At 63.6% G+C, this 8,550-nt stretch carries 9 protein-coding genes; 6 read left to right on the top strand and 3 right to left on the bottom strand.

Translation table 11 applies throughout. The features are described from left to right. A partial coding sequence (locus CY652_RS24300) for an FAD-dependent oxidoreductase (RefSeq protein ID WP_146010184.1) occupies nucleotides 1-144 on the bottom strand: 144 nt, incomplete at its 3' end. A gap of 637 nt (nucleotides 145-781) precedes the next feature. On the opposite strand from CY652_RS24300, the gene CY652_RS25060 reads away from it, so the two are divergent. Then, complete coding sequence (locus tag CY652_RS25060; protein WP_308410412.1) at nucleotides 782-1,420, top strand: hypothetical protein; 639 nt, start codon at nucleotides 782-784, stop codon at nucleotides 1,418-1,420. 8 nt (nucleotides 1,421-1,428) lie between these two features. On the opposite strand, the gene CY652_RS23440 is transcribed toward CY652_RS25060, so the two are convergent. Then, nucleotides 1,429-2,706, bottom strand: coding sequence for an NAD(P)/FAD-dependent oxidoreductase (locus CY652_RS23440; RefSeq protein WP_308410413.1), 1,278 nt, complete (start codon nucleotides 2,704-2,706; stop codon nucleotides 1,429-1,431). Further along, nucleotides 2,603-3,175, bottom strand: coding sequence for a hypothetical protein (locus CY652_RS25005; RefSeq protein WP_258002437.1), 573 nt, complete (start codon nucleotides 3,173-3,175; stop codon nucleotides 2,603-2,605). Before CY652_RS25005 ends, CY652_RS23440 begins: the two co-directional genes overlap by 104 nt. A gap of 455 nt (nucleotides 3,176-3,630) precedes the next feature. Here CY652_RS25005 and CY652_RS23450 point away from each other — a divergent pair, with 455 nt between their 5' ends. The 5 genes from CY652_RS23450 to CY652_RS23470 form a co-directional block, all read left to right on the top strand. Further along, complete coding sequence (locus CY652_RS23450) at nucleotides 3,631-4,269, top strand: paraquat-inducible protein A (protein WP_102133096.1); 639 nt, start codon at nucleotides 3,631-3,633, stop codon at nucleotides 4,267-4,269. Continuing rightward, entirely contained in the window at nucleotides 4,266-4,889 is a 624-nt protein-coding gene (locus tag CY652_RS23455) for a paraquat-inducible protein A (protein WP_102133097.1), read from the top strand. The genes CY652_RS23450 and CY652_RS23455 overlap by 4 nt, the downstream gene beginning before the upstream one ends. Beyond that, nucleotides 4,886-6,553: a PqiB family protein gene (locus tag CY652_RS23460; RefSeq protein ID WP_102133098.1), complete on the top strand. Its 1,668-nt coding sequence runs from the start codon at nucleotides 4,886-4,888 to the stop codon at nucleotides 6,551-6,553. The genes CY652_RS23455 and CY652_RS23460 overlap by 4 nt, the downstream gene beginning before the upstream one ends. Next, on the top strand, nucleotides 6,550-7,221 hold the full coding sequence (locus CY652_RS23465) for a PqiC family protein (protein WP_102133099.1): 672 nt from the start codon (nucleotides 6,550-6,552) through the stop codon (nucleotides 7,219-7,221). Before CY652_RS23460 ends, CY652_RS23465 begins: the two co-directional genes overlap by 4 nt. Then, the coding region (locus CY652_RS23470; RefSeq protein WP_146010212.1) for a DUF3772 domain-containing protein at nucleotides 7,214-8,550 on the top strand (1,337 nt) is incomplete at its 3' end. The genes CY652_RS23465 and CY652_RS23470, both read left to right, overlap by 8 nt.

The following is an 8,550-nucleotide window of genomic DNA, read 5'->3' on the forward strand; positions in this document are numbered from 1 at the left end:
GCCGATCTCGACGCCTTTTTCCTGGGCGAGCTGCTTCAGGCGGATCGCCGCCGAGAGCCCGGCCGGGCCGCCGCCGACGATCACGACGTCGTACTCCATCGACTCGCGCGGACCGTATTGCTCCAGAAGACTTGCGGGGGTCATGTTCGATCCAACATAGATTTTTAGGCCTCTTTCACCACTGCTGCGTCCGGCACAAGCATTACCACGTGCACAGCCGCACTGGGTGCGTCGACCATTTCCCCATCGACAACAACCCCGCCTGCGCCCGCAGGATTCACCGAACCTGCAACGTGGGAACATTGAAGATCGCGCACCCGCGGGACGTTTCTCCGTGTATTACGTTACCAAGCTCCAGCGCGACCTCGAAACGCCCTTCAATGAACTATAAATTACTAACCCGATATCATTGATTTGGCATCCTATCCAATTACCACAATCGACCGCCATGCTACCGCCTTACGATGCGGCCAGATCGAATACAGCCCGGGCATGTCGCGGCTACCCGTTAGCCTCAGGGCACTTCCGCCGGCAAAACTTGCGCTTCCTGACCGGGAGAGGAAACATTACACGGGAATTTTCCATATGTGACAACTACTACTTTGCTCTGACGGTCATAGTTTTCTTCTATGAAAAAGCATCGTCATCACAAATGAGACCAAGACAAGCGGACAGAAAAATACGTGAATCGGCCGACGCCCGATCACGACCGACATCAAGCCGACGCTGCTCCCGATAAAGTCAGTAAATTAGTTATCTTTAACATCAATAGTACTGGCGCGTGCAGCTTGAACTAGCGATTGGCATTGCACTACATCCGAACAAAGAGACGGCTATCTACGCCGCGCTGTCGAGCTACTTCAGCACGCTCTTCTTTCCGAAGAGCAACGAGACCGCGAGCTTTCTTGCAAGTCTCGTCACCTTTGGCGTCGGTCTTCTCGTGCGTCCACCTGGTGCGACCCTCTTCGGCGGGCTAGGTAACATCGTGGGCCGGAAAGATTGGAACGATTGGAAGAAATCAGGCGGATCAGAATGGTTTCACCCTGGTCGATGCGAATACAGCGGCAAGCTTTTCACACATTCAGACAGCCAGACAATGATCCATCAGCCGGCCACTGCGGTACACGACCCTCGTCTGAAATACAGTGATCAGATCGTCCGCCACACCATTCTCCATGGCGAGCCCAGCGAGAAAGCCCGGACGCTGCGTCTCCAACGACTCGTTGGGTTGGGAATTTATCCAGATCCAGCATACATCCCTGATCCAGGCAGGAAACTTGCCCTGCCCCGACCACATCTGGCACAACTCCGGATCGCGATACCTGGGTACGACGGCACGGCGCAAACCGTTTCCTGCCTTCGTCCCATCGCGACCAGCCAACTCATCAAGCTTGATCTGGTAGTACCGGGTTTCTGGTGAATCTCGGGTCAGTCCAGTCGAATCGATGCACGCAAACCAGAATTGAGCCTGTCGACCAGCCAGAGCAGACCGCCACGCCAGAATCCGTACAGCCGCGCCTGATGACTGCGATACAGCATGACGTGGCTGAACTGGGCAAGACGTCCTCGAATCGTGGCGCCCTTGAACAAACCGAACTTGCCCAGCGAGCCGTAGGCGTCGTAATCGCCCAGCGAAACCAGCGATCCGAAATCCCGGTACGCGAAAGCCGGGACGCTCTCGCCATGCAGTACGGCGCCCGGCAGGTAGCGGATCAGATGCTGCGCGTGCTGATGGGCAACCTGGGCCGTCGGCGGCAGCGGTCGCTCGCCCCCCGGCAGCGTCAGGCTCGAGCAGTCGCCAACCGCATAGATATCCGGATCCTGCGTCGTCTGCAGCGAAGGCTGGATCACCAGCTGGTTCCCGCGCGTCACCTCCAGGCCATCCAGATTCGCGAGGAACGCCGGTGCCTTGACGCCAGCGGCCCAGACTTTCAGGGAAGCCGGGATCTGTCGCCCATCTCCGAGAACATAGCCGTCGGCATTAGCTGCGCTCACCCGCGTGTCGGTAAGCACCTTGATGCCGAGCGCCTCCAGCCGGGCACGCGTGGCCACGGAAATGTCCTGCGGGAACGCCGCCAGCAGCCGAGTGCCGCTCTCGATCAACGTGATCGTGATACGCGAGGCCAGACCCTGCGCACCATAAGCCTCTGCGGTTTGGGTAAGTTGCACCAGTTCGGCCGCCAGCTCTACTCCGGTCGCACCGCCCCCGACGATCGCGATCGACAGCTCGCCATCCTGTGCCAGACACTGGAGCATGCGAACGCGAATCTCGCGATTGAACGCATCCGCCTGAAGACGCGAATCGATCTTGAAGCAATGCTCCGGCACGCCAGGCGTACCGAAATCGTTCGCCTCGCTACCCACTGCCATGACCAGCTTGTCATAGCCTATCCGCCGCGCGGGTATCAGCAGGCGTCCGTCGGGCGCGTACAACGGAGCCAGCAGCAGTTCACGTGCAGTCCGGTCGAGGCCACTCAATTCCCCGGGCTGATAGGTGAACCCCGCATCGCGAGCCTGTGCAACATAGGTAGTCTGCTGCTGGGCGATATCGCGCGTGCCGGCCGCGATGGTATGCAGCATGGGCTTCCACACATGCGCCGAATCACGGTCGACAAGCGTTATCACCGGGACGTTCCGGTGTTTGCGCCAGCGCCGCCCGAGCGTGGTGGCAACCTCCAGGCCGGCTACGCCGCCACCCACAATCACGATCCGCTTTTGTTGTTCGACGTTTCCCATCCGATGAAGCCCCCAAGGCAAGCTGAAAAATCGTCGTCCTGCATGCGCGAACCATGCAGAACATAAATGACTCAAACGCAGGCTCTGCGCACTGCGAAACCTGCACCCGCACGGCTCCTTCGATGTCGACCAGATAGACGCTCATCAACCGCGTTATTCCACGCAAGAAGAAGTCGACACGTCCGGGAGCGACGCGAAAGGCAACGTGCCCGCGTCCCACCGCGATTGAATACAGCATGGCTCCGTAAGCTTCGCGCTCCCCAACTCCCGGCAGGCGTGCATCAAGTACATGCCCGATCGTGTGAACGAAGTCGGCATCGCGCTCCGGTAACGGCCGCTCATCCATCAGCGGCAGAAAATCCACATGGCGCCACAGATACTCGACATACGGAAGCATCAGACGCTCGACGGCCGCCACCGGGGAAAGCTGTTGCCACACGCAGGCCGGTATCGCTTCGAGATCACACCCAATCTCACGGGTCGCGGAAGCATGCCGTTCAACCACAGCACCCCTGGTCCGGAAAGAAGTAGTACATCAAGCCAATCGACGTGTGTGCACGCCGGGCCACCCCGTGCATTGTTATGCCAGCCCCTCTTCGACGATCACCTGGGTGGCGGCGTCGAGAATCACGCCGACCCTCGCCTGCCCCCGTGTCTGGCGGGGCGCCCCGGGCAACGACCGGATGCACGTCAGATCCCGCAACCGGAACCTGATGCCCATCCCTGAATACCCCCTCTTGCCCGCATCCATCCTCTCCCATGCCGGTTTGACTGCACTGCCCAGGGCAAAACTAGACATTTGCGTCGAGTTTAATGATAATAGACGAAATCGTCTAGTTCTTTAACGGCTGCCCTCTCCTGGTACCAGGATCGTGGAAGCCATCAACCGCTGTCATGCAAACCTTCCCTCACCTAGCTGTCTGCGAGCATTGCGACAGCGTGTACCGCCGACGCACGCTGGCCCGCCACGAAGTGGCGCACTGCGAGCGGTGTGCGGCCGTTCTCTATCGCGCCAGCCGGCTCGATGTGGACCGATGGCTCGCACTCACCGTCAGCGCCGCCATCGTGTTCGCGATCGCCAATGCCTGCCCAGTCATCCTCATCAACCTGCAGGGTCTGCACAGCGAGGCGACGCTCTCGCAGTCGGCCCTTGCGCTCGCACACGGTGCGGCCGCGCCCATCGCGATTCCGGCCGGGCTGGCCATCGTCGTGGCGCCGCTCCTGCAGATCGCCCTGCTCGCGTGGATCCTCGCGTTTGCCCGCGCCGGACGCCGCGCACCGGGGTTCGCGCGCGCCATGCGATGGCTCGCCGTGCTACGTCCGTGGAGCATGGTCGAGGTGGGCATGCTCGGGATCCTCGTGGCGGTCATCAAGCTTTCCAGTTTCGTGCAGGTGATTCCGGGCGTCGGCATCTGGGCCACCGCCGCGCTGATGGTGCTGATCACGCTGATCGCCAGCCGCGATATCCACTGGCTCTGGGAATGGACCGATAGCGAACCGGCAACGGCGACAATGACCGAAAACGCTGCATGAGCGGGCCACCCCGGGCCCGCCAGCTCGGCATCGTCGCCTGTCACGCCTGCGGCCTCGCCTGCCGGACGCCACCCGGAGAAACGGAGCCCGCGCGGTGTCCGCGCTGTAGCGCCGCCCTGCACCGGCGCCGCCCCGACAGCCTCGCACGCGCCTGGGCTTTCCTGATTGCCGGCATGATCTGCTACCTCCCGGCCAACGTGCTGCCGGTCATGTACACGAACCTGCTCGGCAGCGGCAGCGACAACACCATCATGGGCGGCGTCGTGGAGTTCTGGAAAACGGGCTCCTTCGGCATTGCACTCGTCATCTTCATCGCGAGCGTGGTCGTGCCCTGCACCAAGTTCCTGGCGCTCGGCCTGCTGCTCGTGAGCACCCAGCGGCGCAGTCGCCGGGGCATGCGCGAGCGGGCCCGCCTGTACCGGCTTGTCGAGGTGGTCGGCTACTGGTCAATGCTCGACGTGCTGGTCGTGGCGTTCGTCTCCGCCCTGGTCAAGTTCCAGGCGCTGTCCGACATCGAGCCACGCATCGGCATCCTGTTCTTCGGCATGGTCGTGATCCTGACCATGCTTTCCGCCATGAATTTCGATCCCCGGCTGATCTGGGACGCTGAGGAACCATGAGTCTCCTGCCTGACAAGAATCCCCACGAACCCCACGATCCGCCCGTCACCCGCAGCCGGTGGCGGATATCGCCCGTGTGGCTGGTGCCGCTGGTCGCCGCATTGATCGGGCTGTCGATGGTGATCCACACCTGGCTGTCGGCCGGCCCGGAAATCACCCTCTCGTTCCAGACCGCCGCCGGACTCGAGGCCGGCAAGACGCCGGTCAAATACAAGGACGTCACGGTTGGCACGGTGTCTTCGGTCGCCCTGAGCGATGACGGCTCGCATGTGATCGCGAGAGTGTCGCTTGCAAGGAGCGCACGGAGTCTGACGCGTGCGGACACCCGCTTCTGGGTTGTGCGGCCACGCATCGGCATCGGCGGAGTATCAGGCGTGGACACCCTGCTGTCGGGTGCCTACATCGGCGTGGACACCGGCCTGTCGAAAGCGGTGCGCACCACGTTCACGGGGCTCGAAACGCCGCCCGCCGTTATCAACGGCGTACCGGGCACGAGCTTCGCGATCCACACCGGCGATCTCGGCTCGCTCGATATCGGTTCGCCTGTCTACTACCGGCGCATCCAGGTCGGCCAGGTCACCTCCTACAACCTCGACACCGATGGCCGCAGCGTCAGCGTACAGATCTTCGTCAACGCGCCGTACGACCATTTCGTCACCACCGATAGCCGCTTCTGGAACGCAAGCGGCGTTGACCTGTCGCTCGGTGCCGACGGACTCAAGCTCAAGACGCAATCCCTAGCCACGATCGTGGCCGGCGGCATTGCCTTTGCTGCGCCCGACAGCAGCACGGCCGTTTCCGCCCCCGCCGGTACTCACTTCACGCTCGCGACGGACGAGCACACCGCCATGGCTCCGCCAGACGGGCCAGCGCAGTACATCCAGCTGCGCTTCATGCAGCCGCTGCGCGGACTGTCCGTGGGCGCGCCGGTGGAATTTTCAGGCATCGACGTCGGGCGTGTCGTGTCCATGAAGCTTGATTACGACCCGGCCACACAGCACTTTCCGTCCATCGTCGGTATCCAGGTCTATCCGCAGCGGCTCGGCCCCGTGCTGGACAAGCTCCCGAAACTCAACGGCGATACGGACCAGCAGGCCGCGCTGTTCCTCGGCAGCATGGTCGCGCGCGGTCTGCGCGCGCAGGCACGCTCCGGCAACCTGCTGACCGGGCAACTCTACATCTCGCTGGATTTCGTGCCGAACGCGCCGAAGGTCTCATTTGACCTGGCCGCCCGCCCCGTCACGCTGCCCACTGTCGATGGCAGTTTCGAACAGCTGCAGGAACAGGTGGCAAGCATCGCCGGCAAGATCGACAGGATGCCGCTCGACTCGATCGCACAGCATCTGGACACCGCCCTGGCCGAGCTGGACAGCACGCTCGGCCAGGTCAACGGTCAGGTTCTGCCCGCAACGACGCAGACCTTGCAACAGGCCCGCCAGACCTTCGGCGCGGCGCAGGGCATGCTGGCCGACGACAGCCCGCTGCAACAGAACCTGGCGCAGACGCTGCAGGAAATCCAGCGTACCGCCCGCTCTTTGAGAACGCTCACTGATCTCCTCGGCCGCCATCCTGAAGCGCTGCTACGCGGCCGCACTGGTGATGCACTGCCGGCCGCCTCCGGAAACCACTCCGGCACCGATGCCTCACAGGACTCGAACCCATGAATCTCCCCGTCTGCGCGAGCCTGGTTGCATTCACTTTGGCACTGGGCGCCTGTGCTTCGGCACCGGTGCATTACTACACGCTGGTTTCACCGGCAACAGACAGCGCCGTCGCCAGGCAGCCTGCACCGTTCGCGATCGACGTCCTGCCAGTCGGCATTCCCGCCCTGCTCGACCAGCAGCCGCTGGTCTTGCGGCAGGGGGACAGCGATGTTGCCGTGCTCGATAACGAGCGCTGGGCCGCGCCCCTGGGTGACGAGGTACGCACGGCGCTGTCTGCGGAACTGGTCCATCGTCTCGGGGTCCAGGACGTTACCGGGCTGGCCCGGCCAGCAGGCAAGTCCGTACTGACCGTCAAGCTGCAGGTCCGGCGTCTTGATGCCTGGCCGGGGCACGGGGTGCAGCTTGAAGCTGACTGGAGTCTCGGTTTCGCGGGTAACGCGGATACGGCGCACCTGACGTGTCACAGCCGGTTGCAGGAGGCGACCTCCGGCGGCTACGCTGACCTGGTGCGAGCCCAGCAGCGCGTCGTCGTACGGCTTGCCGACCAGATCGCCAGCAATGCACGCGGGTGGGCCATGTCGCAAACGCAGGGCTGCACACCGGCTGCCGGACTCGCCCCATCCGATGCGCGATCACCCCAGCCCCTGACGGAAGCACCCCATGCGTAAAGTCTGCCGCCTCGTCGTTCTCCTCTTCCTGCTGGCACCGCTCGCCCTGATGCCGGAAATCCCCTGGGCCGACACGCCGCCAAGCGTACCAACGACGGCGACCACGGACACAGCCACCGCCGCGAACCTGCAAGCGCTGCAGGGCGAACTGGACCAGATCAGGCAGCAGGCCTCGACCGCGACCAGCAACGGACAGCTGGCCGATCTCGGCGCAGCGACCCAGCAACTCGCCAACAGCGTCGACAGCCTTCTGACTGACGCACTGCTGCCGGAACGCGCCAGACTGCAGGCCCAACTGGACGTGCTCGGGCCGCCCCCCGCTCCCGGTGCCTCGGCAGAAGCCCCTGCCGTGGTCCGTCAGCGCCTCGCCCTCGCAGCCAGACAGGCACAACTCGACGACGAGCTGAAACAGGCGCAAGGCGCAAGGGAAAGCCTCGTCGACCTGGGCAAGCAGCTGGCGAGACTCCAGCACAACCAGCTGAAAGACCAGCTCGCCCTGCGCTCCGGCAGCATCCTCGGCATGACGTTCTGGACCCCGCTCCTTCACCCCGACCCAGCGGACCATCAGCACGTGATGGCCTTTCTCGCGCAGATTGGCAGGCAACTGCAGTCAGCCTGGCAACCGGCCTGGCGGACCACGACCGCGCTGCTCCTGCTGCTCGCGCTGCTGGTCTGGACAGCGGGCAACCGCCTGCTCGAACGGATACTGGCCTGGCTGAGCCTGCGCCACCTTCCCGAAGGCCGGCTGCGGCGCAGCACGGTAGCGCTGTCGACCACGCTCAGCAGCCTGGTGTCCACGGCCTGCGCCGTCCGGCTCATCGATCTTGCCCTGACCCGTCAGCAGCCCGTGGCCGCCAGCCTGCAGGATTTCTCCGACGAACTGGTCAGGCTGGCGCTGACCTGTGCGCTGATCGCCGGTCTTGGCCGGGCACTGTTATGCACGCATCGTCCTTCCTTGCGCCTGCCGGTCATGGCCGACCCGGTCGCGCTCGCGATCAAGCCTTTCCCGCGAATCCTCGCGGGCCTGCTCCTGCTCTCGGGTGCCCTTGAGCAACTCAACCGGACCGTCGACACCAGCCTGCAGGTGACGCTCTTCGGACGCGGCATCGTGTCAATGGTCGTGGCCCTGACCATCGGCGCCGCACTGCTGCGGGCAAACCGGATACGCAGCGCACTGGCCGCGGTGGGGGAAGCCCCGGAAGCCCGCTCCACCCTTGCCGGCCTGATCCACGCCGCGATCAGTCTGACCGTGGTGTGCTCGCTGCTTGCATTGCTCGGCGGCTACATCACCATCGCACGATTCCTGACCTACGAACTCGTCTGGTTCGA

It is taken from the genome of Burkholderia sp. WAC0059 (assembly GCF_002870125.1).
GTDB lineage: Bacteria > Pseudomonadota > Gammaproteobacteria > Burkholderiales > Burkholderiaceae > Paraburkholderia.

What these genes read in the sequence shown, in the direction of transcription:
- CY652_RS23460 (WP_102133098.1), top strand. Translation starts at nt 4,886, where the DNA reads ATGAGTCTCCTGCCTGACAAGAATCCCCACGAACCCCACGATCCGCCC.
- CY652_RS23455 (WP_102133097.1), top strand. Translation starts at nt 4,266, where the DNA reads ATGAGCGGGCCACCCCGGGCCCGCCAGCTCGGCATCGTCGCCTGTCAC.
- CY652_RS23450 (WP_102133096.1), top strand. Translation starts at nt 3,631, where the DNA reads ATGCAAACCTTCCCTCACCTAGCTGTCTGCGAGCATTGCGACAGCGTG.
- CY652_RS23465 (WP_102133099.1), top strand. Translation starts at nt 6,550, where the DNA reads ATGAATCTCCCCGTCTGCGCGAGCCTGGTTGCATTCACTTTGGCACTG.